Here is a 257-nt window from a genome sequence, read left to right as displayed (position 1 = left end):
GTTGGGTTTCGACATGCCCGCCACTTCGGCGATCTGGTCAATGGTCGAGCCGCGAAAGCCGCTTGCCGAAAACACGTCGAGGGCCGCTTCCAGGATCTGCTCTTCCTTCTCCTCCTGGATTCGCGTCCGCCTCAGGGTTTTCGCTGCTCTCGGTATGGTCACAGGCTGTTATTTCCCCTTGAAGTTCAACTTCTTCGCTCAAGTTTAGACCGGAAACGTTCCCCGCCGCTTTCTTGAGCAACTGCCCGTATTTTTAT

The 257-nt window shown here is 55.3% G+C and carries 1 protein-coding gene; it reads right to left on the bottom strand.

The genetic code is table 11. The features are described from left to right. Positions 1-162, bottom strand: a 162-nt coding sequence (locus EOD29_RS33050) for a TetR family transcriptional regulator (protein WP_127248863.1), incomplete at its 3' end; no start/stop codon positions are given. Positions 163-257: the final 95 nt, after the last annotated feature.

Source organism: Mesorhizobium sp. M1A.T.Ca.IN.004.03.1.1, from assembly GCF_003997555.1.
Taxonomy (GTDB): domain Bacteria; phylum Pseudomonadota; class Alphaproteobacteria; order Rhizobiales; family Rhizobiaceae; genus Mesorhizobium.
This window is presented reverse-complemented; position numbering and strand designations above follow the sequence as displayed.